The organism is Streptomyces zhaozhouensis (genome assembly GCF_900230195.1).
Taxonomy (GTDB): Bacteria; Actinomycetota; Actinomycetes; order Streptomycetales; family Streptomycetaceae; genus Streptomyces; species Streptomyces zhaozhouensis.
Genome location: NZ_OCNE01000014.1, coordinates 51,414 through 77,648, shown reverse-complemented (window position 1 = coordinate 77,648; position 26,235 = coordinate 51,414). Strand labels below are relative to the sequence as shown.

The window sequence follows — 26,235 nt, the reverse complement described above, 5'->3', positions numbered from 1 at the left end:
GCCTCGTGACCGTACCCTCACCCAGCGGCGGCACCACGCCACCCCCGGCCCCCGCGCAGCCGGGACCAGCCGCGCAGACACCGCCCCCGGTGCCCGCGTCCGCGTCGCCGGCCCCCCGCCCCGCGCCCGGCCCCGCCGCCGACGAGGGCCTGGCGCGCCGGCTGCGCGCCCTGGCCTGCACCGCGCCGCTGCACGACCTGGACACCCGCAAGGCCAACCTGGCCGGGGAGTACGCCCGTTACGCGATGGCCGAGGTCGCGCTCGCCGCCATCGACCTGGTCACCCTCGCGATGGACTTCGACACCGGCGCCGAGCAGGAGCAGGTCATCGCCAGGCTGCTGCCGAGGATCGCGGCCCAGGCGCCGGGCCGCCCGGTCGCCGAGCACCGCCGCGTCGCCCGCTGGGTCGTGGACAACCTGATCAACGTCGGCAGCGTCGACCGCGGCTTCCGCGCCGTCTACGGCACCTTCGGCGCGGACGGCGAATACACCCGCAGGGACTACGACTTCAAGCTGATCGAGGAGGTCCAGGGCCCCGGCGGCGCGGTCTACCTGCGGACCACGGACGAGGCGGTCAACGTCCTGGTCGGCGCCCTCGACACCGACGTCACCAGCGCCCAGATCGCCGCGGAGGTCAAGCTGGAGGTGCTGGTCAACAGGGGCCGCCTCGCCGACGCGCAACTCGCCGCCGAGCAGGCCCGTTACCGCACCGTGCAGTACGCGGAGACGCTGCGCCGCACGCTGGACTCCACCCGGCGGGACGTGCGCGCCGTCGACTGGCTGCACACCGTGCCCGACATGGTCGACGAGGCGCTGGACCACATCGCCGACCGCTACCGCCACGAGAACGCGATCCTCACCCACATCCGGCACGCCAGGGACGAGGCCGTCGACTCCGAACACAAGCTGCGCGCCGCCGAGTTGGTCGACATCGTCCGCGACTGCATCCGGCGCCACACCCAGCTCCAGTCCCGGCTGCTGGAGGCCGGCCCGCTCTTCCGTGCCGAGCAGGACCGCCAGGCGTTCGCCGCCCCGGCCGCCCGCGCCGGCGTCGACCTGTACGGCCAACTGCTCGCCCCGCTGCTGCCGACGCCCGTCGCCGGGGCGACGCGGGTGACGGACGCCTGGTTCGCCCGGGGCACCGGCCCCCGCCCGCCGGGCGCCGTCCGGCTGACCGACCTCGTCGAGCAGTTGCTGACCCCGCCCGCGCCCCGCGAGCACCTGGGCGCCGAGCTGCCCGAGCCGGACCTGGTGGCGACCCCGGACGACAGCCGGTTCAGCGAGGCCCAGTTGGAGTCGGCGACGGAGCTGCTGCGGCTGCCGCCCGACGCCCCCCGCCGGCTCTCCGGGCTGCTCGCCGACGCCCGCGCCCGCGACCCCGAGCTGCCGCACCTGATCGCGCTGCTCGCGGCGCACGCGGCCAGTCCGCCCGTCGGCACGGCCTACCGGCAGGGCGAGCGGCGGCTGTTGTTCGCCGTGGACGACGGCACCCCGCTGACCGACCCTGACTTCGGCGGCGCCGACCTCGTCGTCGGCACCGCCCTGCTGGACGCGGCGGGCATGGCCGCCGCCCGCACGGAGGAGACCCGTTGACCATCCCGCCCGCCACCACAGCGCCCACGCCCCAGGGGCCCCCGGCCGCGGCGCCGCTCACCCCGGCCGACGCCGCCGACGCGGCCCGGCTGGTCTCCTTCGGCCTCCAGCCCAAGCTGCCGCCGGCCAGGGACGCCGACTACGCGGCCCTGCTCCGCCGTTACCAGGAGGAGCCGCCCTTCGCCCGCGTCGCCGACGCGGTCGCCGGCGGCCTCGGACTGGTCGTCCTGGAGGTCTCCCCGCGCGCCGGGATGGCCGTGGCCGCCGCCGAGGACTCGGTCTTCGCCGTCCGCATGGGCGAGTACGCCCGCCGCACCACCGCCGAGACCACCGACCGCTTCCTGCACGGCCTGGCCCATCTCGCCGTCGCCGCCCTGGCGTTCCCCCGCCCGGCCGACCTCGCCGACGACGACTACCTGGGCCGGATCACGGTCAACGGCGTGGAGTCCTTCGTCCGCCACGCCTGCGAGCGGCTGGCCGAGCGCGCCGCCGAGCGCGGGGAGAACACGGACCCCGCCAGCGAGGAGCCGGGGCTTGAGGCGGCCTGGCGGGTCTACGCCCGGCGTAGCGCCACCGGCGCCACCAAGGACGCCCGCCGGCTGGCCGGTTCGACGACCGGCATCGTCGGCAAGGCCGTCGCCTTCCTCGCCGACTCCGGCTTCCTGCACCGCGTCGGCGACGAGCAGGGCGGCACCTACCGCACCACCCCCCGCTACCAGCTCCAGGTCCGCGAGCTGGCGACCACCGCCGCGCTGACGGAGCTGACCGAGCTGGGTCTGGTCCCCGTCAGCGACGGCACCGGCACGCTGCTGCCCGGTGACCCGGACGCCACCGATCTGGCCGACGGCGCCGGACTGCCGTTCCACCGCTGAGCCCGCCGCACCACACCGCCCCTACCAGGTAAGAAACGCACGAGAGTCCCCGCCATGTACGAGCTGTCCCGGGTCCGCCTCTACTCCATCGGCCCAGCCGGCGCCCGCTACGCCGACACCGTGCTCGACCTGCGAGGCGTCGGCGCGCCCGTCCCCGAACCCGCCCCCGCGCAGGCGGACTTCTTCGAGGACGAGCCCACCGGCCCGCCGCTGCGCCCGGCCCCCGCCGGGGTGCTCTTCCTGGAGAACGGCGGCGGCAAGTCGGTGCTGCTCAAGCTGATCTTCTCCGTGATGCTCCCCGGCCACCGCAACACCCTGGGCGGCGCCAGCTCGGGCGTGCTGCGCAAGTTCCTGCTGGCCGACGACTGCGGCCACGTGGCCCTGGAGTGGCAGCACACCCGCACCGGCGAGAGCGTCGTCGTCGGCAAGGTCAGCGAGTGGCGCGGCCGCCAGGTGTCGAACGACCCGCGCCGTTTCGCCGAGGCGTGGTACTCGTTCCGGCCGGGCCCGGGGATGAGCCTGGACTCGCTGCCCGTCGCCGAGTCCACCGCGCTGCGCCGCCCCGAGTCCGGCGACGGCAGCTCGGGGGCGCGCGGCAGGCGCCGCACCATGAAGGGCTTCCGCGACGTCCTCACCGAGACCGGCCGCGCCTACCCGAACCTCGACGTCGTCTGGGAGGAGGTCCACGAGCGCTGGATCGAGCACCTGGGCCGGCTCGGCCTCGACCCCGAGCTCTTCCGCTACCAGCGGGAGATGAACGCGGACGAGGGCGAGGCGGCCGGCCTCTTCGCGGTGAAGAACGACGTGGACTTCACCGACCTGCTGCTGCGCGCCGTCACCGACCCCAGGGACACCGACGGCCTCGCCGACCTGGTGCACGGCTTCGCCGACAAGCTCGGCCGGCGCGCCGAGCTGACCGCCGAGCGCGACTTCACGGCCGGCTCCGTCGAGTTGCTCGGCCGGGTGACGGAGGCGGCCGGCGAGCGCGAGTCGGCCCGTTCCGTCCACTCGGCCGCCGAGCACCGGGCGCGCGGGCTGACCCGGCGGCTGGCGGCCAGGGCCGAGCGCGAGCGGGGGCTGGCCGCCGAGCTGGCCGAGAGCGCGGATAACGGCGCCGAGGCCGTCGCCGGCGCCGAGGAGGCCCGCGCCAGGGCCGCCCGCATCACCGCGGAACTCGCCTTCCGCCACGCGTCGTTGGCGCTGGCCGCCGCCGAGCAGGCGGCCACGGCCCAGCGCCGCGAGCTGACCGAGGCCCGCACCCGGCAGGCCGCCTGGGCCGCCGCCGAGACGGTGCTCCAGCACCGCGCCGCCGCCGACCGCGCCGCGCGGGTCGCCGCCGCCATCCAGGAGGCCGAGCGGGACGCGGCGCCCGCGCTGGCCGCCAGGTCGAAGGCCGCCGCCGCGCTGGTGCGCGCCCTGCACGCGGCGGCCGAGCGCGGGGAGGCCACCGCCGCCGAGCACGAGGAGCGCTCCGCGGCCCTCGTCGCCCAGGCGGGGACCGCGCACCGCGACGCCACCGCCGCCGCCACCGAGGCGCAGCGCGCCCGCAGCGAGGCCGACCATCTGCGGCAGCGCTTCGAGGAGGCCGAGCGGGAGATGGCGGAGGCCGTTCGCGCCGGCTGGCTGGAGGACGGCCCCGGCGCCGACCCGGCCGCCGCCGCGCTCGCGGCGGCCGACGCCTCCCGCGCGGCGGTCGCCGCGTTCGAGACCGCGCGGATCGCCGCCGCCGGCGCCGCCGAGCGCGCCGGCGAGCTGGCCGGCGAGCGCGCCTCGGCCGAGCTGGCCGCCGCCCGCGCCGCCGACGCCGCCCAGGCGGCCGAGGCCGCGCTGGCCGCCGAGCGCGCCACCGCCGGCTCGCTGGCCGCCGAGCCCCGCCTCGCCGAGCTGCTTGGCGTCGCCGAGGAGTTGACCGTCGCCGACCTCGACACGCACGCGGAGACTTTGGCCGGGCTGCTCGATGCCTCCCTGGAGACGACCGAGCGCCGCCTGTTCTCGCTGCGCACCGAGGCCGCCGACGACGCCCGCATCCTCGCCGCGCTCGGCGACGGCGGCCTGCTGCCGCCGGGGCCCGACGTGCTGGCCACCGTCGAGTTCCTCGGCGAGCACGGCGTTCCCGCCCTGCCCGGCTGGCGCTATCTCGCGCAGGCCGTCGACCCGGCCGATCACGCGGCGGTGCTGGCCGCCAGGCCCGAGCTGGTCGACGGCGTCGTCATCACCGACGTGGACAGCCACGCCCGGGCCCGCGAGGTGCTGGACGAGGCCGCGCTGCTGCCCCGTTCCGCCGTCGCCGTCGGCACCGCCGCCGCGCTGCTCGCCCCGACCCCGCCGCCCGGCGGCGCGGACAGCGGCATCTTCCTGGTCCCGCCCAACCCCGCGATGCACGACGAGCGCGCCGCCGACGACGAACGCCAGGCGCTGCGCGCCCGCGCGGGCGCGCGCGACACGGACATCAGGACGCTGGCCGCCCGTGTCACCGGCGACCGGGCGCTGGCCGCCCGGCTCGCCTCCTGGCGCGCGGGCTGCCCGGCCGGCCGGCTCGGCGAGCTGGACGCCGCGGCCGAACGCACCGCCGCGCGGGCGGTCGAGGCCGAGGCCCGGCTGACGGCGCTGGTCGCCGAGGCCGACGAGGCGGCCGCCGCCGCGACCGAGGCCGCCGAGGCCAGGGACGCCCGGCAGGAGGCGGCGCAGCGCGCCGGCCGCGCCGCCGACGCGCTGGTCGGCCTCGCCTCCCGGCTGCGGGAGCGCGGCCGGTGGCGGTCGCGGACGCGGGAGCTGGCGGCCGAGGCCGCCGACGCCGAGGCCCGCGCCGCCGAGCTGCTGACCGTCGCCCAGGCCGCGGACGAGGACCGCCGCGCCGCGCAGCGCGCCGCCGACGACGCCCGCCGCACCGCGCACGCGCTGCGCGCCGAGCGCGCCGAGGTCTCCGGCGCCCCCGACGACGCGGTCGAGGGGGCCTCGCCCGACGCGGAGACCTCGCTGCCCGCGCTGCGCGAGGCGTACCGTTCGGCCTCCCGGCTCTACGAGAAGGTCGGTGTCGGCGCCGACCTGCGCGCCGAGCAGGCCCGCGCCGAGGGCGACGAGTCGGCGGCCCGCGCCGCGCTGGACCGCCTGAGCAACAAGGTCCGCACCCGCGCCGCCCGCCTCCTGGACGGCCCGGACGGCGCCGACGGCCCCTCCCGCCGCGCCGCGGCCGAGCGCGCCGAGGCGCAGGTCCAGGCGCTGGAGGGGCGTTCTGCCGCCGCCAGCGAGCGGCTGGGCCGGCTGCGCGGCGAGGCCGAGCGGCTGGCGCCCGCCGAGGGCGCCGCCCACATCGAGCTGCCCGAGGACCGCGTCCCCGAGGACGCGCCGCGCGCGGCCGAGCTGCTGCGCGCCGCCGAGGCGGAGCTGGCCGCGCGCGAGGAGGAGCTTGCCGAGGCCGAGACCGCCCACCGGGCCCTGGCCGAGCAGCACGCCCGCGCGGTGCGCGCCGCCGAGGGCTTCGCCGAGAGCGCCGCCCAGCTCGGCGATCAACTCCGCGACCCCGGCGAGGAGTCGGACCAGGCGCCGGCCGCGCCCGAGCCCTACCCCGGCGCCATCGAGGAGGCCAGGGCGGCCGTCGGCGACGCCCGCCGCGCGCTCCGCGCCGCGGGCTCCGGGCTGGCCGCCGCCGAGTCCGCCGTGCGGGACGCCTGCGACCAGCTGGTGCGGCACGCCAACGCCAGCCGCTACGAGCAGGTCCGCACCCCGGCCCGCACCCAGATCAGGGAGCTGCCCGCCGCCGCCCTGCCCACCCACGCGGCGGCCTGGGCCGAGGCGTTCGCCCCCCGGCTGCGGGTGCTCGGCGACGAGTTGACCCAGCTGGAGCGGAACAGGGACGGCATCGTCGACCGGCTGCGCGGCCTCGTCGAGTCGGCGCTGGCCACCCTCCGTTCCGCGCAGCGGCTCTCCCGGCTGCCCGAGGGGCTGGGGGAGTGGTCGGGGCAGGAGTTCCTGCGCATCCGCTTCGACGAGCCCGACCAGGCGACGCTCACCGAGCGCCTGGGCGAGGTCGTCGACGAGGTGACCCGCGCCGCCGTCCGGAAGAACACGGACCTGCGCCGGGACGGCGTCTCCCTGCTGCTGCGCGGCACGCACGCGGCGATCCGCCCGGCCGGTGTGCGCGTGGAGATCCTCAAGCCGGACGCGGTGCTGCGCGCCGAGCGGGTCCCCGTCGGCCAGATGGGAGACGTCTTCTCCGGCGGCCAGTTGCTGACCGCCGCCATCGCCCTCTACTGCACGATGGCCGCGCTGCGCGGCAACGACCGGGGCCGCGACGGCCACCGGCACGCCGGCACGCTCTTCCTGGACAACCCCATCGGTCGCGCCAACGCCACCTATCTGCTGGAGCTGCAACGCGCGGTCGCCGACGCCCTCGGCGTGCAACTCCTCTACACCACGGGCCTGTTCGACACCACGGCGCTGGCCGAGTTCCCCCTGGTGATCCGGTTGCGCAACGACGCGGACCTGCGCGCCGGGCTGAAGTACATCAGCGTCGAGGAGCATCTGCGCCCCGGGCTGCCGCGTACCGACGAGGAGGCCGAGCCGGTGCACGGCGAGGTCACCGCCACCCGCGTCTACCGCAGGCCCAACACGTCCCAGTCGCCGGCCCCCTCGGCGCCCTCCGCCCCCTCGGCGCCCGCCCCGGACGCCGGCGCGGCGCCCCTGCCCTGACGGCGCGCCGCCTTCCTCGCGGCCCGGCGCTCGGCGCGCCGGGCCCTGGCGTTGGCCCGCGCGACGCTGCTCGGCACGGAGACCACGCCGTTGCGCTGCCGCCAGGACTGCGAGGTCACCCAGATGTCCAGCACGGACCAGGTCGCCACCACGGCGCTGAGCAACGTCGATATGGCCATCGGCAGCACCAGCCAGGAGCCGGCGAGCAACGCCAGCAGCATCACGACGAGCTGGCAGAGCGTCAGGGCGATGATGATCACCGCGCGCACGGCGGCGGTGCGCACGGGATCGGGAAGTCGGGGTCTCGCATACACGCCGCTGGGCCCCCTGCACGGTGAGATGCGCGGATATGTCCTCGGGTGACCATGGTAGAACGCCTTGCGCCCCCGCCGGTCACGGACCAGGATGAGGCGCCCACCGGGTCACCCCCATGATGACCGGAGTGCGCACCGAGCGGGTCCGCCGGCCTGACCGGTAGTAGGCTCGCGCTGTCGACACGTTGACTCGTGGACACCCATCGCGTGCGGAGCGGCCGGGCACAGCAAGGGGAGGGTATGCGCGTTCGCGGCAAGACGGTCCCACGCAGGGTCTGGACGCTGGTGTTGGTGCCGCTCCTTTCCCTGCTGCTGGTCTGGGCGTTCACCGCCGCGCTCACCGTCTCGGCGGCGCTCGACGCCACCGACTCGTCCTCCTCCGCCGACCGGCTCGCCGCCCCCGCGGACGAGTTGATCGCCGCCCTCCAGCGGGAGCGGCGCGACGCCGTCGTCTATCTCGCCGACCCCCGGCGGGCCGACGCCCTGGACGCGTTGGACGCGTCCCGGGCCGAGACCGGGGTCACGCTGCGCCGCCTGTGGCGGGCGACCGACGCCGCCGAGGGCCATCTGACGGGCGCGGCGGAGAGCCGACTCGCCACGCTGCGGCGGACGTTGGGCGAGCTGGACCGGCTGCGCGGCCAGACCGACAGCAACACCATCCCGCTCTCCGGCGCGTTGGACGCCTACAGCGACCTGACCGCCGCGGCGCTGCGCTTCCGCGCCGCGCTGCCCCCGGCGGAGAACGCCTCGGGCCAGCGCCACGCGAGCGCGGTCGCCGGACTGCGCCAGGCCCGCGAGTACGTCTCCCAGGAGGACGCGCTGGTCGCCGGCGTGCTCGGCACCGGCCGCAGCAGCGAGACCGAGCGCCGCGCGCTCACCGACCTGATAGCCGCCCGCGAGGCGGTCTACGCCCAGTCCGTGCCCGACCTCCCGCTGGACGACCGGCAGAACCACGACGGCTTCTGGGACAGCGGCACGGCCCGCATCCTCGCCGAGGCCGAGCAGCAGTTGGCGGGCGACCTCGGCACCCCGCTGCCGGGCCACTGGGAGCAGAGCACCTTCGACGTGCTGGAGGGCACCGGCGCGCTGGTGGCCGAGGCCGACGGCCGGCTGGCCGACCGGCTCGACTCCTCCCACACCCCGCTGGTCGTCCGCGCCGTGCTGGCCGGCGGCTTCGGCCTGCTGCTGGTGGCGGGCGCGGCGTGGATCGCGGTGCGCGGGGCGCGTTCCCTCACCCGCGACCTGACGGATCTGGCCCGGGAGGCGACGGACGCCGCCGAGGTGCGGCTGCCCGGCGTCACCCGCCGCCTGGAGGCGGGTGAGCACGTCGACATGGAGACCGAGGCGCCCCGCCTGGAGTACGGCGACGACGAGATAGGCCGCATCGGACGCTCGCTCAACACCCTGCAACGCGAGGCCACTTCGGCGGCCGTCGAACGTTCCTACACCCGGCGCGGCGTCTCCGAGGTCTTCGTCAACCTGGCCCGCCGCAACCAGGTGCTGCTGCACCGTCAGCTCCAGCTGCTGGAGACGATGGAGCAGCGCAGCCAGGACAGCGAGGCCCGGGTGGACCTGGTCCGCCTGGACCACCTCAGCACCCGGATGCGGCGGAACGCGGAGGGCCTGGTGATCCTCTCCGGCGCGGCCCCGGCCCGGCAGTGGCGCAAGCCGGAGCACCTGAGCGAGCTGGTGCGGGCCGCGGTCGACGAGATCGAGGACTTCGAACGCGTCGAGATCCGCCGCCTCCCCCCGCTGGTGGTCGCCGGCGGCGCCGTCGCCGACCTGGTGCAGTTGATGGCCGAACTCCTGGAGAACGCCACGGTGTTCTCGCCCCCGCACACCGCCGTCCAGGTCTCGGGCGAGCGCGTTCCGCACGGCGTGACCCTGGAGATCCACGACCGGGGCCTGGGCATGACGCCGGAGGCGCTGCGCGAGGCCAACCGGCGGCTGTCGGAGATCACCGAGTTCCAGCTCTCCGACACCGACAGGATCGGGCTGTTCGTGGTGGCCAGGCTGGCCGAGCGGCACCACGTGAAGGTCGCGCTGCGCGAATCGCCCTACGGCGGCACCACCGCCGTCACCCTGATCCCCGGTGAACTGCTGTCCGAGGCCCCCGAGGGAGTGCCGACGCGGGAGCGCCTCGCCTCGGCGCCGGGGCGGCCCGCGCTGCTGGACGGACCGGTGGACGGGCCGGTCGAGTTGGAGGCCGCGGTCGACGCCGAGGGCGACGTCGGACACCCGGCCGGCACCGAGGAGCACGCCGCGGAACACCCCGCCGCCCGCCCGGCGGCGGGCGGCCGGCGCCACGCGGCGCCCGTGCTCGTCGCCGACCACGGCCGGCCGGTGCCCCCGCCACCCGAACGGGGCGGCGCGGGCGCCGGCGCGTCCGAGCCCGAGCGCCCGGCGCGCGAGGGGGTGACGGGCGCCGGACTGCCGCGCCGCGTGCGCCGCAGGGCGCCCGCGCCCGAGGCCCCGGCGCGCGCCACCGGCGAGCCGGGCGGCCACCCCGACCCGGAGGCCGCGCCCGAGGTGGACGCGGAGGAGCTGCGCAGCAGGCTGGCGGCCCTGCAACGCGGCTGGCGGCGCGGCCGGGAGCAGACCGAGTCCGAGGGGGCGGACGAGCCGCCGCCCGCCGCCCCCTGAGGGGCCGTCGCACGCCGTCCCGGAGACCCGCGGCAACCGAAGAGACGTCAGACCGACCGAAGAGACGTCAGACCGAAGGACAGGACGCATGACCGTACCCGAGCCCACGACCCCCGGCCCCGCCGAGCGGAAGGGCCAGCCGGCGGCCGAGTCCCTCGACCCGTTGCTGGACGAACTGGTGGCACGGGTGCCCGGCATCCGCCACGCGCTGCTGCTGGCCGCCGACGGCCTGGCGCGCGGCGCCTCCAGCGCCCTGGGCCGGGAGGACAGCGAGCAACTGGCCGCCGTCGCCTCCGGGTTCCACAGCCTGGCGCGTGGCGTCGGCCAGCACTTCGACACCGGGACGGCCCGGCAGACGCTGGTCGAGCTGGACGAGGCGTTCCTGCTGGTGACGGCGGCCGGATCGGGCAGCGCCCTGGCCGTGCTGACGGACCCGGAGGCGGAGGTCGGTCAGGTCGCCTACGAGATGGCCCTGTTGGTCAAGCGTCTCGGGCCGCTGGTCGCGATCCCGCCGCGCCGCCCCTGAAGCCGCCGCCGGGTCGACCCCCGCGGCCGGCGAGAACCGGCCCCGGAACCGCCCCGGACCGGCCCCGGAACCGGTCCCGGGAGCGCTTCCGGTCCGTTTTGCCCCGCCCTCGGCCACTGATTGTCGCGAACAGGTGACAAAGCCGGGGAACGGGCGAACCAAGGTCGCGAAAGTGGCGTCCAGATACAGGGACGGCGGGTTCCGGGACCGACGGGGGTGGCTCCGGGACGCCGCCGTCACCGTTTTCGGGCGGTGGCGGACGGACGCGCGCCGGCGGGGCCGTCACCCGGTCCGCAACTCCTCCCGGCTGACGGGGAAGTCGAAGCGCCGGTCGGCATACGGTTCCCCGTCGTGGCTGAAGTGCCACCACTCCGTGTCGATCGGCGAGAACCCGTGCGCCGCCATCGCCTCCCGCAGCCGTTCCCGCGCGCGCCGGGGGCCCTCGTCCGGCTCGGGGGAGCCGGGGTGCGAGGCCGGGTCGAAGAAGTCGAATCCGGTGCCCATGTCCACCTCGCGGCCCTCCGGGTCCAGCAGCGTCAGGTCGACGGTGCCGCCCCGGCTGTGGCCGGAGTGCTCGGCCAGGTAACCCTCGTCGAAGAGCCGCTCCTTGGGGACCCGCGGGTAGAACTCCGCGCGCCGCTCGGTCGCCGACGGGTCGTCGGCCCACCGCAGGAAGTGGTCGACCGCGCGCTGCGGCCGGTAGCAGTCGAAGACCCGCAGTCCCGAGCCGTCCTCCCGCGCCAGGTCCCGCCGCACCCGCTCCAGGGCGCGCGCCGTCTCCTCGGCCAGCAGGCACTCGGCCTCCTCGTAGCCGTCGATCGGCTCACCCACGAAGTTGCGGTCCCCGGCGTACCGGATGTCCTGCTCGATCCCGGGCGCCACGTCGCGCAGCGCGACGAAGCCCGCCGGCGCGCGATCCGACCGCTCCGGCGCGCGCGCCGGAGCGAGCACGCCGGCCAGGGCGGCCAGCGCCCCCACCGCCAGCACGGCGGTCACCACGCGAAGCAAGCGCATTCTCCAGCAGTACCAGGGCGCCGTCCGACCCGAAAGCCGGTGCGGGCGTTGGCCGGCCGTTCGGGTGCCGCCACACTGGTGCCGACCGGGGCGAGCTGAGATCGTCCCGGTAGCCCAGCGCCAGTGTCGTCGCCCACGGAGCCGCCCATGACCACCGAAGACCGCACCGCCGAGCCCCTGTGGCGCCCCCGCCCCGAACGGGTGGCGGCCGCCCGGATCACCCGCTTCCACGCCCGGGCCGCCGCGGACCACGGCGCCCCGGCGCCGACCGGCGCCCCCGAGGCCGACTACGCCGCGCTGCACCGCTGGTCGGTCACCGACCTGGAGGCGTTCTGGCGCGCCGTCGCCGGCTTCTTCGACGTGCGGTTCGCCACCGAGCCGACGGCGGTGCTCCAGGACCCGAGGATGCCCGGCGCCCGCTGGTTCCCCGGCGCCACGCTCAACTACGCGGAGCACGCGCTGCGCGGCCCGGCGGACGCGGGGGACGACGCGCCCCCCGCGCTGCTGGCCCTGGACGAGGAGCTGACCGAGCGCGCGGTCGGCTGGCGGGAGTTGCGGCACGCCGTGGGGGCGCTCGCCGCCTCGCTGCGCGAGCTGGGCGTGCGCCCCGGCGACCGGGTCTGCGGCTATCTGCCCAACGTCCCCGAGGCCGTGGTGGCGCTGCTGGCCAGCGCGGCGGTCGGCGCGGTCTGGACCTCCTGCGCCCCGGACTTCGCGGCGCGCAGCGTGCTGGACCGCTTCCAACAGGTCGAGCCCGTCGTGCTGTTCGCGGTGGACGGCTACCGCTTCGGCGGTCGGGAGCACCGGCGCGCCGAGACCGTGGCGGAGCTGCGCGCCGGGCTGCCCTCGCTGCGCGCCGTCGTCCATGTGCCGCTGCTCGGCGAGGCGCCGCCGGAGTCGGCGCTGAGCTGGGACGAGGTGACCGCGGGCGAGGTGGAGCCGGTCTTCGAGCAGGTGCCGTTCGACCATCCGCTGTGGGTGCTGTACTCCTCGGGCACCACCGGGCTGCCGAAGGCGATCGTCCAGTCCCAGGGCGGCATCCTGCTGGAGCACCTCAAGCAGCTGGGGCTCCACCTCGACCTCGGGCCCGGCGACCGGCTGTTCTGGTACACCTCGACCGGCTGGATGATGTGGAACTTCCTCGCCTCCAGCCTGCTGACCGGCACCACGGCGGTGCTCCACGACGGCGCCCCCGCACAGCCGACGGCCGACGTGCAGTGGCGGGTCGCCGCACGCGTCCGGGCCACGGTCTTCGGCACCTCGGCGGCCTACATCACGGCCTGCGCCAAGAAGGACGTCCACCCGGCCCGCGACCTGGACCTGTCGGCGACCCGCTGCGTCGCCACCACCGGTTCGCCGCTGCCTCCTGACGGGTTCCGCTGGCTGCACGAGGAGGCCGGGGCCGACCTGTGGATCGCGTCGGTCAGCGGCGGCACCGACGTGTGCAGCTGCTTCGCCGGCGGCGTGCCGACGTTGCCGGTGTACGTCGGGGAGCTCCAGGCGCCCTGCCTCGGCACCGACCTGGCGGCCTGGGACCCGCACGGCACCCCGCTGATCGACGAGGTGGGGGAGCTGGTGGTCGGCACCCCGATGCCGTCGATGCCGGTGGGCTTCTGGAACGACCCCGACGGCGCGCGCTACCGGGAGAGCTACTTCGAGACCTATCCGGGCGTCTGGCGCCACGGCGACTGGATCACCCACACCTCGCGGGGCGGGGTGGTCATCCACGGCCGTTCCGACTCCACGCTCAACCGGCAGGGCGTGCGGATGGGTTCCGCCGACATCTACGAGGCGGTGGAGCTGCTGCCCGAGGTCGCCGAGTCGCTGGTCATCGGCGTGGAACGGCCGGACGGCGGCTACTGGATGCCGCTGTTCGTGGCGCTCGCCGAGGGCGCGGTGCTCGACGCGGCGCTGCGCGACCGGATCGCCGCCACGATCCGCGCGCGGCTCTCGCCGCGCCATCTCCCGGACGAGATCGTGGAGATCCCGGGTGTGCCGCACACCCGTACGGGCAAGCGCCTGGAGGTGCCGGTCAAGCGGCTCTTCCAGGGCGTCGCGCTGGAACGGGCCGCCAACCTGGGCGCTGTGGACGACCCGGAGCTGCTCCGTTTCTTCGCCCGCCTCGCCCACGAGAGGGCGACTGTCAGTGACGACCGCTACGGTGAGTGACCAGTTGCTGGTTCGACCGTGAGGTGGACGTCATGGGGTGGTTCGAGGGATTCGCGGACGCGGGGGACTTCGGGGCGGAGCGGTCGCGGGACCGCCGCCCGCGTCCCGGGCGGCGACGGCCGGCCGGAGGCCGGCGGGCGGCGCGGCGCCGCCCCTGGCCGTCCCGGCCGCCGGGCGCCCGGCCGGAGGAGGGGCCGCCGACCCCGGCCGACCATCCGCGGTACGTCTGGGCCCGGGGCACCCGCCTGCTGGCCGAGGCGGGGCGCTGCCCGCGCTGCGGCGCCCCGCAGCGGCGCTGCGCCTTCGCCAGGGCCGCCGGCCTGCTGCGCTGGCTGTGGGAGCGGGCCGGCCCCGGCGAGCACCACCTGGTGTGCAGCGTGCTGCTGCCCGACACCACGCTCAGCGCCAGCCTCGGCCTGCGGCCGGCCGCCTCGGGCGGCGGCCGGGCGTTCGGGGAGGAGGAGGCCGCCGTCTTCTGCGCGGTGCTGGCGGCCGGGCTGGTCAGCGGCGCCTCCGGCGGGCTGGTGCTGCGGACGGCCGAGGAGCCGCCGCGCCAGTCGGTCCGGGGCTGGAGGCTGACGGCCGGGCGGCTGGTGCCGCTGAGCGAGGCCCAGGTCTTCGCCGCCTACTGCACCGACCCCACCTCGGGTGAGCCGCTGCCGCCCGAGCCCGACGTCGACTACCGCGCCTCCCCGAGGCCGCCGACCGGTGACTGCCCCGGGCCGGCGGAGCCGGCCCCGCCCGGGTGACGTGCCCCGGGCCCGCGTCGGCCGCGCGGGCCCGGCCCCGGCGGGCGGTCGGGAGTGAGCCCGCGCCCCGAGGGGGCTCACTTCCCGGAGAGCACTCCGTGCGCCGCCGCCCGCGCGCCCTCCGCCCCCTCGGCGGCGCGCGCCGCCTCGGCCGCCCGGCGGCACTGCGCCAGCGTGTGCCGGGCCAGCGTCGCCCGCACCCCCGGGATCGCCCCGGCCCCCATCGACAGGCTGGTCACCCCCAGCCCGGTGAGCACGCAGGCGAGCAGCGGATCGGCCGCCGCCTCCCCGCACACCCCGCACCCCTTGCCCTCGTCCCCGGCGGCCCGTGCCGCCAGCGCCACCAGGTCCAGCAGCGCCGGCTGCCACGGGTCCTGCCAGCGGGAGACCGCCCCCACCTGCCGGTCGGCGGCGAACGCGTACTGGGCGAGATCGTTGGTCCCCACGGAGAGGAACTCCACCTCCCGCAACAGCGACCGCGCCCGCAGCGCCGCCGCGGGCACCTCCACCATCGCCCCCGGCGACGCCGCCAGCCCCGCCGCCCGGCACGCCTCGGCGAACGCCTTGGCGTCCGCCCGGTCGGCCACCATCGGCGCCATCACCTCCAGATGCACCGGCAGCCCGGCCACCGCCTCGCCGAGTGCCGCCAGTTGGCCGGCCAGCACCCCGGGGTGGGCCAGCAGCGCCCGCAGCCCCCGCACGCCGAGCGCCGGGTTGGGCTCCGTCGCCCCCGAGGCGAGAAAGGCCAGCGGCTTGTCCGCCCCCGCGTCCAGCACCCGTACCACCACCCGCCCCCCGGGAAAGGCCGAGAGCACCTCCCGGTAGACCCGCGCCTGCTCCGCCACCTCCGGAGGCCGGTCCCCGCCGGAGAGGAAGAGCAGCTCCGTGCGGAAGAGCCCCACCCCCTCGGCCCCCGCCGCCACGGCCGCCGGCACGTCGGCCGGGCCGCCGACGTTCGCCAGCAGCGGCACCCGGTGCCCGTCCGAGGTCGCCCCCGGCCCCCGGGTGTGCAGCACGGCCGCCCGCCGCCGCGCCGCCGCCTCCGCCAGCCGCTCCCGCCGGCTGGCGTCCGGCTCCACCACCACCTCCCCGGTGGAGCCGTCCACCGCCACCACCGTCCCCGTGGCGATCCGCCCCGCCCCCGCCACGGCCACCACCGCCGGCACCCCCAACGCCCGCGCCAGGATGGCGCTGTGGCTGGTCGGCCCGCCCTCCTCCGTGACGAAGCCCAGTACCAGCGAGGTGTCGAGCAGCGCCGTGTCGGCCGGCGCCAGGTCCCGGGCGATCAGCACATAGGGCTCGTCGCTGTCCGGCACGCCGGGCGTCGGCAGCCCCATCAGCCGCGCCACGATCCGGTTGCGCACGTCGTCCAGGTCCGCGACCCGCCCGGCCAGATAGTCGCCGGCGCCGGCCAGCAGCGCCCGGTAGGCCGCCAGCGCGTCGTAGACCGCCCGCTCGGCGCCGCTGCCCACGCTGATCCGCCGCTCCGCGTCGGCCAGCAGCTCCGGATCCTCCGCCATCAGCGCCTGCGCCTCCAGCACGGCCTGCGCCTCGCCGCCCGCCAGCGTGCCCCGCGCCCGCAGGTCCGCCGCCACCGCCTGGACGGCCCGCCGCGTCCTGGCCAACTCCCTGGGCGCCTCCGCGCCGGTGACACGCCGCGCCGGCGGCTCGATCACGCGCGTCCCCATGTGCCGCACCTGCCCGATCGCCACGCCGTGGCTGACCCCGACACCCCGCAGTCCGGTCTCCGTCACGCCCGCTCCACCCGCCTCGCCTCGGCTGCCCGGCGGCGCCCGCCGGGGCGCCCGGTGTCATCGAACGGCGCCGCCGACCCGGCGTCAAACGCCCCCGGCCTCCGGCGCGTCCCCGCTGTCCCCGGCGTCCCCGCGCCCGTGTCCGCCCGGTAGGGTCTAACCGCGTTGGCGACGACACGGTGCGATGGGGAGGCTTCCGGGTGGAGGTCCAGGAGACGCGGGTTCAGACGGACCGGATCTGGACCATTCCCAACGTGCTGAGCATGGCCCGCCTGCTGGGCGTCCCCCTCTTCCTCTGGCTGGTGCTCTCCCCGGTCTTCGACGGCCCCAACAGGGACGGCTGGGCGCTGCTCGTCCTCTTCCTCAGCGGCGTCAGCGACTACCTCGACGGCAAGCTCGCCCGCCGGTGGAACCAGATCAGCGCGCTCGGCCGCGTCCTCGACCCGGCCGCCGACCGGCTCTACATCCTCTCCACCCTGGTCGGCCTCACCTGGCGGGAGATCCTGCCGCTGTGGCTGACCGCGCTGCTCCTGGCCAGGGAGCTGATGCTGCTGGTCATGGTCTGGCTGCTGGACCGCCACGGCTATGCCCCGCCCCAGGTCAACTTTCTGGGCAAGGCCGCCACCTTCAATCTGATGTACGCCTTCCCGCTGCTGCTCCTCAGTGACTCAAGTGGTGCGATGGGGTCACTCGCTGCTATTTTCGGATGGGCGTTCGCCGGCTGGGGTACAGCGCTCTACTGGTGGGCAGGGATCCTCTACGTGGTCCAGGTCCGCCGTCTTCTCACGGTGGATGCCACGCCCGACTGATGTGCCCTGGCAGCGTCGCGGGGGTCCGGTGCCCGTACGTGTCGCACGCATCCGGGGAGCCACCCCGGGCCCGGGCCCCTCCCTGCGGGCACAGTCGGAACGACTGTCGGACCCAAGGAGGACACTTCCGATATGAAGGCCGTCGTAATGGCTGGTGGCGAAGGCACCCGGCTTCGCCCCATGACCGCGAGTATGCCCAAGCCCCTGCTGCCCGTGGCCAACCGCCCCATCATGGAGCACGTGCTGCGCCTGCTGAAGCGCCACGGACTCAACGAGACCGTGGTCACGGTGCAGTTCCTCGCCTCCCTGGTGAAGAACTACTTCGGCGACGGTGAGGAGCTGGGAATGGACCTCACCTACGCCCACGAGGAGAAACCGCTGGGCACGGCCGGAAGTGTGAAGAACGCGGAGGAGGCGTTGCGTGACGACTCGTTCCTCGTCATCTCCGGGGACGCGCTCACCGACTTCGACCTCAGCGACCTGATCCGCTTCCACCGCGAGCGCGGGGCGCTGGTCACCGTCTGCCTCACCCGCGTGCCCAACCCGCTGGAGTTCGGCATCACCATCGTCGACGACGAGGGCCGCGTCGAGCGCTTCCTGGAGAAGCCCACCTGGGGCCAGGTCTTCTCCGACACGGTCAACACCGGCATCTACGTGATGGAGCCCGAGGTCTTCGACTACGTCGAGCCCGACACCTCCGTCGACTGGTCGGGCGACGTCTTCCCCCGCCTGATGAAGGAGGGCCGCCCCATCTTCGGCTATGTCGCCGAGGGCTACTGGGAGGACGTCGGCACCCACGAGAGCTATGTGAAGGCCCAGGCCGACGTCCTGGAGGGCAAGGTCGACGTCGAGATCGACGGCTTCGAGATCTCGCCCGGCGTCTGGATCGCCGAGGGCGCCGAGGTCCACCCCGACGCCAAGCTCCGCGGCCCCCTCTACGTCGGCGACTACGCCAAGATCGAGGCCGGCTCCGAGGTCCGCGAGCACACCGTCATCGGCTCCAACGTCGTCGTCAAGGCCGACGCGTTCCTGCACCGCGCCGTCGTCCACGACAACGTCTACATCGGCCCCGGCAGCAACCTGCGCGGCTGCGTCATCGGCAAGAACACGGACGTCATGCGCGCCGCGAGGATCGAGGACGGCGCCGTCATCGGCGACGAGTGCCTGGTGGGCGAGGAGTCCATCGTCCAGGGCAACGTCCGGGTCTACCCGTTCAAGACCGTGGAGGCGGGCGCCTTCGTCAACACCTCGGTCATCTGGGAGGCCAGGGGCCAGGCCCAGCTCTTCGGCGCCCGCGGCGTCTCCGGGATCCTCAACGTCGAGATCACGCCCGAGCTGGTCGTCCGACTGGCCAGCGCCTACGCCACCACCCTGAAGAAGGGCTCCACCGTCACCACGGCCAGGGACCACTCCCGGGGCGCCCGCGCCCTCAAGCGCGCCGTGATCTCCGCGCTCCAGGCCAGCGCCATCGACGTCCGCGACCTGGAGAACGTGCCGTTGCCCGTGGCCCGCCAGCAGACCGCGCGCGGCAGCGCCGGCGGCGTCATGATCCGCACCACCCCCGGCGTCCCCGACTCCGTCGACATCATGTTCTTCGACGAGCGCGGCGCCGATCTCTCCCAGGCCCGCCAGCGCAAGCTGGACCGGGTCTACGCCCGCCAGGAGTACCGCCGCGCCTTCCCGGGCGAGATCGGCGACCTGCGCTTCCCGGCCAGTGTCTTCGACGCCTACACCGGCTCGGTGCTGCGCGCGGTCGACACCACGGGGCTCGCCGAGTCCGGCATCAAGGTCGTCGTCGACGCCGCCAACGGCAGCGCCGGCCTCGTCCTGCCCAGCCTGCTCGGCCGGCTCGGCGTCGACGCCCTGACCATCAACCCGGGTCTCGACGAGGCCCGTCCGACCGAGAGCGCCGAGACCCGGCGCGCCGGACTGGTGCGCCTGGGCGAGATCGTCTCCTCGGCGCGCGCCGCGTTCGGCGTCCGCTTCGACCCCGTCGGCGAGCGGCTGGCGCTGGTGGACGAGCGCGGCAGGATCATCGAGGACCAGCGCGCCCTGCTGGTCATGCTCGACCTGATTGCCGCCGAACGCCGGGGCGGCCGGGTCGCGTTGCCCGTCACCACCACCCGGATCGCCGAGCAGGTCGCCGCCTACCACGGCACCCAGGTCGACTGGACCACCACCTCGCCCGACGACCTGACCAGGGCCGCCCACCTCGACGACGCGGTCTTCGGCGGCGACGGCAAGGGCGGCTTCATCGTCCCCGAGTTCAGCAGCGTCTTCGACGCCACCGCCGCCTTCGCCCGCCTGCTCGGCCTCGTCGCCCGCACCCAGCTCTCCCTCAGCCAGATCGACGCCCGCATCCCGCGCGCCCACGTCCAGCGGCGCGACGTCGCCACCCCCTGGGCCGTCAAGGGCCTGGTGATGCGCCGGGTCGTCGAGGCCGCGGGCGAGCGCTCCGTCGACACCACCGACGGCGTGCGGGTCGTCGAGCCCGACGGCCGCTGGGTGCTGGTCCTCCCCGACCCGGCCGAGGCCGTCACCCACCTGTGGGCCGAGGGGCCCGACGACGCCGCCGCGCAGGAGCTGTTGGACGACTGGGCGCGCGTGGTGGAGGGCGCCGAGGACTGACCGGGGGCCGGTGGACCGGCCCGATTCGATCTCCGGACAACCGGCGTGCCACCATGTGCGCCATGCCAGAGCAGGAGCCGGGGGTCGCGCCCCGCGCGCGCCCCGACGCCTCCATGTCGTTACTGACCACCGTCATGGACAACACCCTCGACGAGGGGTACGCCCAGGCGGCGGCCAGGCGGCGGGAGGCCGGCCGGTCAGAGCTGCCGCGCACCGCCCGCGCGAAGCTCTGGCTGGCCGGCGGCCTGGTCCTCGCCGGCCTCGTCGTCACCCTGGGCGCCGCCCAGGCGCGCGAGGCGGCCCCGACGGTCGCCAGGGAACGCGAGGAGCTGCTCGAACGCGTCCACGACGGCACCCGGCAGCTGGACGACCTCCAGGCCCGGGTCGACGCCCTGCGCTCCGACGTCGACGCCCGCCAGCGGGTGGCGCTCAGCGACGAGGACGCCGAACGCGCCGAGCTGGTCGCGCTGTTGGCCGGCGCCAGCGCCGTCGAGGGCCCCGGCGTCAAGCTGGTCGTCGACGACGCCGAGGACGTCGCAGGCACCGCCGGCGGCCCCAGGGACGACGGCTTCGCCCAGACCGGCCGCGTCCGCGACCGCGACCTGCAGCGCGTCGTCAACGGCCTCTGGCAGGCCGGCGCCGAGGCCGTCACCGTCAACGACCAGCGGCTGACCGCGCTCTCCGCGATCCGCGCCGCGGGCGACGCCGTGCTGGTCGACAACCGGCCCCTGGTGCCGCCGTACACCGTTCTGGCCCTCGGCGACCCGGACGGCCTGCTGGAGGCGTTCGACGCGACCCTGGCCGGCCACTACCTGACCACCCTCCGGGACGACTACGGCATCCGCGTGGAGCGTTCCACGGAGAACGGGCTGCGGCTGCCCGCCGCGCCCAGCCTGACCACCCGCAGCGCCCGCCCGCTCCCCCCGGAGCCGGACGCGGGAACGCTCTCCCACCCCGAGGACCCGGAAGAGGTGACCGCCCCGTGATCGCCGTGCTGGGCCTGGTGTTGGGCGTCGTGATCGGGGTGGTCACCCGCCCGGTGGTGCCGACCGGGATGGAGCCCTACCTGCCCATCGCCGTCGTCGCCGCGCTCGACGCCGTCTTCGGGGGCCTGCGGGCCACCCTCGACGGGGTCTTCGACGACAAGGTCTTCGTGGTCTCCTTCCTCTCCAACGTGGTGGTCGCCGCCCTGATCGTCTTCCTCGGCGACAAGCTGGGCGTCGGCGCCCAGCTCTCCACCGGCGTGGTGGTGGTCCTCGGCATCCGGATCTTCTCCAACGCGGCGGCCATCCGCCGCCACGTCTTCGGGGCGTGAGGCCGATGACCGAGCCCACCCCCGGGCACCCGGAGCCCGCGCCCGAGCCCGCCGAGCCGCCCCGCCCCACCGGCCGGGCCGCGCTGCGGGCCGCCCTGTGGCCGCCGCGCGCCAGCCGGGGCCAGCTGGTCGCCGCCGTGCTGCTGTTCGTCCTCGGGCTCGGCCTGGCCATCCAGGTGCGCGCCGCCGGGAGCGAGGACACCGCGCTGCGCGGCGCCAGGCCCGAGGACCTGGTGCGCATCCTGAGCGACCTGGAGGACCGCTCGGCGCGACTGGAGGACGAGAAGTCCACTCTGGAGGACCAGCGCACCGAGCTGGAGAACAGCAGCGACCAGGCCGAGGAGGCCAGGCGGCAGAGCGAGGAGCGGGAGCGACAACTGGGCGTCCTGGCCGGTACGGTGGCCGCCGAGGGTCCGGGCATCACGCTCCGGGTCGACGATCCGACGGGAGCCGTCACGGCGGACATGTTGCTCGACGCGGTTCAGGAACTGCGCGCCGCGGGCGCGGAGGCGCTCCAGATCAACGGGGTGCGCGTCGTCGCGAGTACCTCCTTCGTGGACCACAACGGGGGAGTCCACGTGGACGACGAGCGGATACGCGCGCCGTTCGTGGTGGACGCGATCGGCCGGCCCCAGGATCTGGAGCCCGCGCTGAACATCCCGGGCGGTGTGGTGCAGTCCCTGGAGAACAAGCAGGCGACCGTGGCAGTGACGCGTCCCGAGACAGTGACCGTGGACGCCTTGCGGTCGGCGGAGCAGCCTGACTACGCTCAGTCGTCATCATGACCGAAACCCGACGTCACGGGGGTTGTCGATCACGGTGCCGCCCAGTGAGGGAAACTTAAGGAAGACCACCCACGTTGTCGGTATGACGTGTGTGGTCGGTGGAGAGAGAGAATGGACCGTCCCGCCACCGGTGGCGGGACGGGCTAGGTGCGAGGGGATCGCTGGTGAGTTTTTTCGCTAGGTTGTTCGGCAGGCGTCAGAGGGGTACCCACAGTGCCGCAGGGGCCCGCGCCCGCCAGCAAGGCCAGCCCCCGGCGCCGCCGTCCGAGCCCGGCCGCCCGCTGTTCCGGGACGAGGTCCCCGGGGCCGGCGGGATAGCGGACCAGGGTCAGGCCGCCGCCGGCCCCGCCTGCGGCCGCTGTGGCAACGCCAACACCCCCAACAGCCGCTTCTGCTCCTACTGCGGAGCCCCGCTGCGCCCGGGTGTCGAGGGCTCGTCGGAGACCACCTCCACGATCTCCATCTCCGGCCTGGAGGCGTACGACGCCGAGGCGACCGGTCAGCACCCCGTTCCGGTGCTCTCGCCGGAGGCCCAGGCCGCGGTGGACGCGCTGCCCGCGGGCTCGGCCCTGCTCGTGGTGCGCCGGGGACCGAACTCGGGCTCCCGCTTCCTGCTCGACAGCGACATCACGACGGCCGGCCGTCACCCGCAGAGCGACATCTTCCTGGACGACGTCACCGTCTCCCGTCGCCACGTGGAGTTCCGGCGCAGCCCGGACGGCGGTTTCACCGTCGGCGACGTCGGCAGCCTCAACGGCACCTACGTCAACCGGGAGCAGATCGACTCCGTCGCGCTGGCCAACGGCGACGAGGTCCAGATCGGCAAGTACCGGATGGTGTACTTCGCCGGACGGCAGGGGCACTGAGGATGCGGGGGCGCGCGAGCGCGTGGGATCGAGGCTCGACTATCCAAATGCACCGGCCACGGCCTAGGGTTGCTGTGTGAATCAGCTCGATGTCGTGGGCGTGCGGGTGGAAATGCCCAACAACCAGCCCATCGTGCTCCTCCGAGAAGTCGGTGGTGATCGCTACCTCCCGATCTGGATCGGTCCGGGAGAGGCGACCGCCATCGCGTTCGCCCAGCAGGGGATGACCCCGGCCAGGCCGTTGACCCATGACCTCTTCAAGGACGTTCTTGAGGCGGTGGACCAGGAGCTCAGTGCCGTGCGCATCACGGACCTGCGCGACGGCGTGTTCTATGCCGAGCTGGTCTTCGCCAGCGGGGTCGAGGTCAGCGCCCGCCCGTCGGACGCGATAGCGCTCGCGCTGCGGATCGGCACGCCGATCTACGGCAGCGACGCCGTGCTCGACGACGCCGGGATCATCATCCCCGACGAGCAGGAGGACGAGGTGGAACGGTTCCGCGAGTTCCTCGACCAGATCTCCCCCGAGGACTTCGGTACCAGCAGCCAGTAGCCGCGCGTGGCGATCGTTGACGCGTTCGGTGTGGATACCTAGCTTCAGTGGGGCATGTCTTGGGAGGAGCGCTGTGTGCCTACTCATCGTGACAGCCGGTGAGTGACGAGGGCACGGTCGGGACATGTGGAACGGAGGCCGGCGTGACAGGTGACGGCGACAGCAGGGCGGTCGGGGGCAGCACGGCACTTCCGGGTGCCGCGCCCCTTCCGGGCTTGCGGCAGTCGGTGGCACCCCCGGCGGGCCCCCGGGAGGAGACGCCGCGTGAGCGGCTCGGCTACCCGGGGCCCAGCGCCTGCGCGGCGGCCGGGATCACCTACCGGCAGCTCGACTACTGGGCCCGCACGGGGCTCGTCCAGCCCGAGGTCCGCCCGGCTCCCGGCCAGGGCGGACAGCGGCTCTACAGCTTTCGCGACGTGCTGGTCCTCAAGATCGTCAAGCGGCTGCTGGACGCGGGGGTCTCCCTCCAGGCGATCCGCGCCACCGCGGAGGCGCTGCGCACGGCGGAGCTGGGCACGTTGGCCCAGATGACGCTCATGAGCGACGGCGCGGCCGTCTACCGCTGCGGCTCGCCGGACGAGCTGGCCGAGTTGCTGCGCGGCGGCCGCGGGGTCTTCGGCATCGCGGTCGGCGCGGTGTGGAGCGACGTGGAGACGGCGCTGGCCCAGCTGCACGCGGAGCGCGCCGACACGGGGGAGCGGGTGGTCCCGCCGCAGCATCCCGAGGACGAGCTGGCCCGCCGCAGGGCGCGCGTGCGCCCCTGATCGTGGTGGGTGCGGTCAGCCGGGTGCGGGTTCACCCTGACGTCAGCGCCCGTCACGGTAGGGCAGTATCGAACGTGTGAGGGGTCAGCCAACGATCCTCCACCTCGACATGGACGCCTTCTACGCCTCCGTCGAGCAGGCTGCCAAGCCCAGCCTGCGCGGCAAGGCCGTGGTCGTCGGCGGCATCGGGCCGCGCGGGGTGGTGGCCACCGCGTCGTACGAGGCCCGGGTCTTCGGGGTCCGCTCGGCCATGCCCACCGCCCAGGCGCGGCGGCTGTGCCCGCACGGGGCGTATCTGGTGCCGAGGTTCGAGGTGTACCGCTCGGTCAGCGAGCGGGTGATGGCGCTGCTGGCGCGGCTCTCGCCGCTGGTCGAGCCGCTCAGCCTGGACGAGGCGTTCGTGGACCTGGCCGCCGGCGGAAGCGCCGGGACGGCCGCCGAGGCGCGGGCGGTGGGGGAGCGGTTGCGGGCGGAGATCGCGGCCGTCACGGGGGTCACCGGGTCGGTCGGTCTGGCCGGCGCCAAGATGCTGGCGAAGATCGCCTCCGAACGGGCCAAACCGGACGGGCTGGTGCTGATCGCACCCGGCACCGAGCGGGAGCTGCTGGCCCCGTTGACCGTGCGGACGCTGCCGGGCGTGGGCCCGGCCACGGCGGAGGTGCTGCGGCGGGCCGGCATCCACACCATAGAGGAGACCGTGCGGGCCGGTGAGGCGGAGCTGACCCGGCTGCTGGGCAAGGCGCACGGGGCGGGTGTCTTCCGGATGGCGTGCGGCGTCGACGACCGGCCGGTGGTGGCGGAGCGGGAGGGCAAGTCGATCTCCGTGGAGGACACCTTCCAGGTCGACGTGACCGACCGCGCCAGGATCAGGTTCGAGGTGCGCGGACTGGCCGAGCGCTGCGTGACCCGGCTGCGGGCGGCCGGTCGTTCGGGACGCACGGTCGTTCTCAAGGTCAGACGGTACGACTTCAGCACGTTGACCCGGTCGGAGACCCTGCGCGGCCCGACGGACGACCCGGCGGTGGTGCGGGAGGCGGCCGAGCGGCTGCTGGAGGGGGTGGACACCACGGAGGGGGTGCGGCTGCTGGGCGTCGGCGTCAGCGCGTTGGCCGACTTCACCCAGGAGGACCTCTTCGCCCAGTCGGAGCGCGCGGCCGCCGACGGCGCGCCCGCGCCCGAGCCGGCGCGCGCGCCGGGGGGCGAGGAGAACGAGGAGCCGGCCCCGGACCGCACGTGGCTGCCGGGGCTCGACGTGCGGCACGAGCGGTACGGCCCGGGGTGGGTGCAGGGCAGCGGGGTGGGGCGCGTGACGGTGCGCTTCGAGCGGCCGGAGGACCGCGCGCCGGGGCGGGTGCGGACCTTCCCCGTGGACGACCCGGAGCTGCGGCGGGGCGAGCCGCTGCCGCTGGTGCCGGGCCTCCCGGCCGGTCAGGACTCCGGGTCGGAGGCCAGCGTGCCGAAGTCGCCGTCCGGGGGCGGCTCGTCCTCGGGCGGCAGGTCCAGCCCGTAGTGGTGGTAGAGCAGCAGCTCCTGCTCCGGGGAGAGATGGCGGCCGACGCCGAGGTCGGGCGCCCGGCGGATCAGCGCCCGGTCGAACGGGACGCGCAGCGCGTCGCCGACCAGCTCGCTGGGCTCCAGCGGCACGAAGGCGTCCCTGGTGAAGAGCCCGGTGCGCACGGCGGCCCACTCGGGGACGCCGGTGGCGTCGTCCAGATACACCTCGTCCACGGTGCCGATCTTCTGGCCGTGGCGGTCGAACGCCTTGCGGCCGATCAGACCGCGCGGATCGATGTCGGTTCGCACGGGTTCCTCCAACTGCGCGCCGGGTCGCGGCGCCCCTGGGACGGTCCCCCTGACTCCTACCCAAAGCCACAACGGGCCGATCGGCCAGTCGGGATCCGCCCCTCGGCCGTGCGCCGGCGCGCTGGTAGTCTCGGAGGCGGTTGTCGACCTCGTGCGGGAGAGTTCCGTCGTCCCCGCCAGGGGGCGCCGGGCGCCGAAGGAGCAAATCCTCCCCGGAATCTCTCAGGCACCCGTACCGCGCGAGCGAAACCACTCTGGAAAGCAGGACGGCGGCGGAACGGCGTTTCCGCGGTGGTTCTCACCGACGGTGCAAGCCCGGCGCGTGCGCGGGGCGAAGCTCTCAGGTCGTATGACAGAGGGGGAGGCAGTCAGGCGGTGTCGCCTGGCGCCCCG

20 protein-coding genes and 1 riboswitch are annotated in these 26,235 nt (G+C 75.4%); of the genes, 16 read left to right on the top strand and 4 right to left on the bottom strand.

The window, feature by feature from the left end; genetic code table 11:
- Positions 1-89 precede the first annotated feature (89 nt).
- Genes CRP51_RS19320 through CRP51_RS19310 form a run of 3 tightly spaced genes read left to right on the top strand, consistent with a single transcriptional unit; the run spans position 90 to position 7,153 of the window.
- Entirely contained in the window at positions 90-1,592 is a 1,503-nt protein-coding gene (locus CRP51_RS19320) for a hypothetical protein (protein ID WP_097232526.1), read from the top strand.
- Positions 1,589-2,464, top strand: coding sequence for a hypothetical protein (locus CRP51_RS19315; protein WP_097232525.1), 876 nt, complete (start codon positions 1,589-1,591; stop codon positions 2,462-2,464). The genes CRP51_RS19320 and CRP51_RS19315 overlap by 4 nt, the downstream gene beginning before the upstream one ends.
- A 54-nt stretch (positions 2,465-2,518) precedes the next feature.
- The gene (locus tag CRP51_RS19310; RefSeq protein ID WP_097232524.1) at positions 2,519-7,153 is read left to right on the top strand and encodes a hypothetical protein; all 4,635 of its coding nucleotides are present in this window, start codon (positions 2,519-2,521) and stop codon (positions 7,151-7,153) included.
- Here the strand turns inward: CRP51_RS19310 and CRP51_RS19305 are convergent.
- Positions 7,057-7,467, bottom strand: coding sequence for a hypothetical protein (locus tag CRP51_RS19305; protein ID WP_245880678.1), 411 nt, complete (start codon positions 7,465-7,467; stop codon positions 7,057-7,059). The two genes, CRP51_RS19310 and CRP51_RS19305, sit on opposite strands and share 97 nt — an antisense overlap.
- 291 nt (positions 7,468-7,758) lie before the next feature.
- Here CRP51_RS19305 and CRP51_RS30010 point away from each other — a divergent pair, with 291 nt between their 5' ends.
- Complete coding sequence (locus CRP51_RS30010; protein WP_281259682.1) at positions 7,759-10,110, top strand: sensor histidine kinase; 2,352 nt, start codon at positions 7,759-7,761, stop codon at positions 10,108-10,110.
- An 88-nt stretch (positions 10,111-10,198) separates the two neighbouring features.
- A complete protein-coding gene (locus CRP51_RS19295; protein WP_097232522.1) occupies positions 10,199-10,636 on the top strand; it encodes a roadblock/LC7 domain-containing protein in 438 nt (145 codons plus the stop codon).
- A gap of 282 nt (positions 10,637-10,918) precedes the next feature.
- Here the strand turns inward: CRP51_RS19295 and CRP51_RS19290 are convergent, their stop codons facing one another.
- Positions 10,919-11,650 (bottom strand): M15 family metallopeptidase, encoded by a 732-nt coding sequence (locus tag CRP51_RS19290; RefSeq protein ID WP_097232521.1) that lies wholly within the window; start codon positions 11,648-11,650, stop codon positions 10,919-10,921.
- 147 nt (positions 11,651-11,797) lie between these two features.
- On the opposite strand from CRP51_RS19290, the gene CRP51_RS19285 reads away from it, so the two are divergent.
- A complete protein-coding gene (locus CRP51_RS19285) occupies positions 11,798-13,819 on the top strand; it encodes an acetoacetate--CoA ligase (RefSeq protein ID WP_097232520.1) in 2,022 nt (673 codons plus the stop codon).
- 32 nt (positions 13,820-13,851) lie between these two features.
- Positions 13,852-14,568 carry a hypothetical protein gene (locus CRP51_RS19280; RefSeq protein ID WP_141514627.1) on the top strand — a complete coding sequence of 239 codons (717 nt, stop codon included), beginning with the start codon at positions 13,852-13,854 and terminating at the stop codon, positions 14,566-14,568.
- Between the two features lie 77 nt (positions 14,569-14,645).
- Here CRP51_RS19280 and ptsP read toward each other — a convergent pair whose 3' ends face one another.
- Positions 14,646-16,322, bottom strand: a complete 1,677-nt coding sequence (gene ptsP / locus CRP51_RS19275) for a phosphoenolpyruvate--protein phosphotransferase (RefSeq protein WP_097232518.1) — start codon at positions 16,320-16,322, stop codon at positions 14,646-14,648.
- Between the two features lie 200 nt (positions 16,323-16,522).
- Between ptsP and clsA the strand changes: the two genes are divergently transcribed.
- The 9 genes from clsA (at position 16,523) to CRP51_RS19230 (ending at position 25,549) form a co-directional block, all read left to right on the top strand.
- Positions 16,523-17,131, top strand: coding sequence for a cardiolipin synthase ClsA (gene clsA / locus CRP51_RS19270; RefSeq protein ID WP_097232517.1), 609 nt, complete (start codon positions 16,523-16,525; stop codon positions 17,129-17,131).
- Positions 17,132-17,263: 132 nt separating this feature from the next.
- Complete coding sequence (locus CRP51_RS19265) at positions 17,264-19,759, top strand: mannose-1-phosphate guanyltransferase (RefSeq protein WP_097232516.1); 2,496 nt, start codon at positions 17,264-17,266, stop codon at positions 19,757-19,759.
- Positions 19,760-19,812: 53 nt separating this feature from the next.
- Complete coding sequence (locus tag CRP51_RS19260; RefSeq protein ID WP_097232515.1) at positions 19,813-20,745, top strand: DUF881 domain-containing protein; 933 nt, start codon at positions 19,813-19,815, stop codon at positions 20,743-20,745.
- Positions 20,742-21,074 (top strand): small basic family protein, encoded by a 333-nt coding sequence (locus tag CRP51_RS19255; RefSeq protein WP_097232514.1) that lies wholly within the window; start codon positions 20,742-20,744, stop codon positions 21,072-21,074. Before CRP51_RS19260 ends, CRP51_RS19255 begins: the two co-directional genes overlap by 4 nt.
- Positions 21,075-21,079: 5 nt before the next feature.
- Positions 21,080-21,859, top strand: coding sequence for a DUF881 domain-containing protein (locus tag CRP51_RS19250; protein ID WP_097232513.1), 780 nt, complete (start codon positions 21,080-21,082; stop codon positions 21,857-21,859).
- A 164-nt stretch (positions 21,860-22,023) separates the two neighbouring features.
- Positions 22,024-22,725, top strand: coding sequence for a double zinc ribbon and FHA domain-containing protein (locus CRP51_RS19245; RefSeq protein ID WP_097232512.1), 702 nt, complete (start codon positions 22,024-22,026; stop codon positions 22,723-22,725).
- 76 nt (positions 22,726-22,801) lie between these two features.
- Positions 22,802-23,275, top strand: a complete 474-nt coding sequence (locus tag CRP51_RS19240; protein WP_097232511.1) for a bifunctional nuclease family protein — start codon at positions 22,802-22,804, stop codon at positions 23,273-23,275.
- A gap of 143 nt (positions 23,276-23,418) precedes the next feature.
- On the top strand, positions 23,419-24,039 hold the full coding sequence (locus CRP51_RS19235; protein ID WP_097232510.1) for a MerR family transcriptional regulator: 621 nt from the start codon (positions 23,419-23,421) through the stop codon (positions 24,037-24,039).
- Between the two features lie 76 nt (positions 24,040-24,115).
- Positions 24,116-25,549, top strand: a complete 1,434-nt coding sequence (locus tag CRP51_RS19230) for a DNA polymerase IV (protein ID WP_097232509.1) — start codon at positions 24,116-24,118, stop codon at positions 25,547-25,549.
- Here CRP51_RS19230 and CRP51_RS19225 read toward each other — a convergent pair.
- Positions 25,468-25,842, bottom strand: a complete 375-nt coding sequence (locus CRP51_RS19225) for a PRC-barrel domain-containing protein (protein WP_439333193.1) — start codon at positions 25,840-25,842, stop codon at positions 25,468-25,470. The genes CRP51_RS19230 and CRP51_RS19225 overlap by 82 nt on opposite strands.
- Positions 25,843-25,986: 144 nt before the next feature.
- Positions 25,987-26,090: riboswitch (glycine riboswitch) on the top strand.
- Positions 26,091-26,235: the final 145 nt, after the last annotated feature.

Excerpts from the sequence above, each read along its gene's own strand:
- CRP51_RS19250 (WP_097232513.1), top strand. The coding sequence starts at position 21,080 with ATGACCGAGCCCACCCCCGGGCACCCGGAGCCCGCGCCCGAGCCCGCC.
- CRP51_RS19290 (WP_097232521.1), bottom strand. The coding sequence starts at position 11,650 with ATGCGCTTGCTTCGCGTGGTGACCGCCGTGCTGGCGGTGGGGGCGCTG.
- CRP51_RS19295 (WP_097232522.1), top strand. The coding sequence starts at position 10,199 with ATGACCGTACCCGAGCCCACGACCCCCGGCCCCGCCGAGCGGAAGGGC.
- CRP51_RS19310 (WP_097232524.1), top strand. The coding sequence starts at position 2,519 with ATGTACGAGCTGTCCCGGGTCCGCCTCTACTCCATCGGCCCAGCCGGC.
- CRP51_RS19280 (WP_141514627.1), top strand. The coding sequence starts at position 13,852 with ATGGGGTGGTTCGAGGGATTCGCGGACGCGGGGGACTTCGGGGCGGAG.
- CRP51_RS19260 (WP_097232515.1), top strand. The coding sequence starts at position 19,813 with ATGTGCGCCATGCCAGAGCAGGAGCCGGGGGTCGCGCCCCGCGCGCGC.
- CRP51_RS19265 (WP_097232516.1), top strand. The coding sequence starts at position 17,264 with ATGAAGGCCGTCGTAATGGCTGGTGGCGAAGGCACCCGGCTTCGCCCC.
- CRP51_RS19285 (WP_097232520.1), top strand. The coding sequence starts at position 11,798 with ATGACCACCGAAGACCGCACCGCCGAGCCCCTGTGGCGCCCCCGCCCC.